The following is a 584-nucleotide window of genomic DNA, read 5'->3' on the forward strand; positions in this document are numbered from 1 at the left end:
CAGTGCGCGCATGAGCGAAGTAATAGGCGATGCTTTGCGGGTCACGCAGGCTACGACGCGCCAACAGCCAGCGGGAAAACCCCTCCGCTGTCTGATATCTGAGCGGGACCCAGGCCCAATCATAGAGCCGCTGTCCCTTGGCGCCTTCACCAGCTGACAGAGGTTGCCAAGCCTCAGTGGGCAGTTCGGAAATCATCGTTGCAGGATCGGTCTGCACCAGCGCCCACTCCTCCAGAAAGCGTAAGGTATGGTTCGAGCGCACCGCCAGCACATAGGGCTGACCACGATCCTCCAGCATGCGCCGGAACCGATGGTCCGAGCCATAGACCGCATCNTCTGGATCATTGGCCCAGGCCTTCGGCAAGTAGAGCTGCCGATCGACCAGTGCATGGCCCCAGCGGCTCGCATAGGAAGCAAACACGCCGATCTGGCAGTTCTCGATCCGGCCCGCCGTACCGGAATACTGTCGGCCAACACCGACAGAATGGACGCCCTTCTTGAGAAACCCGGTCTCATCCACGACCAGCACGCCGTCCGGATCACCAAGCGCCTCAATCGCATAACTCCGGACCCGCTCGCAGAGC

The 584-nt window shown here is 61.4% G+C and carries 1 protein-coding gene; it reads right to left on the bottom strand.

Translation table 11 applies throughout. From position 1 onward, the window contains the following. The coding region (locus tag ACFTOW_RS02015; RefSeq protein WP_379912556.1) for an IS701 family transposase at positions 1-584 on the bottom strand (584 nt) is incomplete at both ends.

It is taken from the genome of Lacimonas salitolerans (assembly GCF_042677865.1).
Classification (GTDB): domain Bacteria; phylum Pseudomonadota; class Alphaproteobacteria; order Rhodobacterales; family Rhodobacteraceae; genus Lutimaribacter; species Lutimaribacter salitolerans.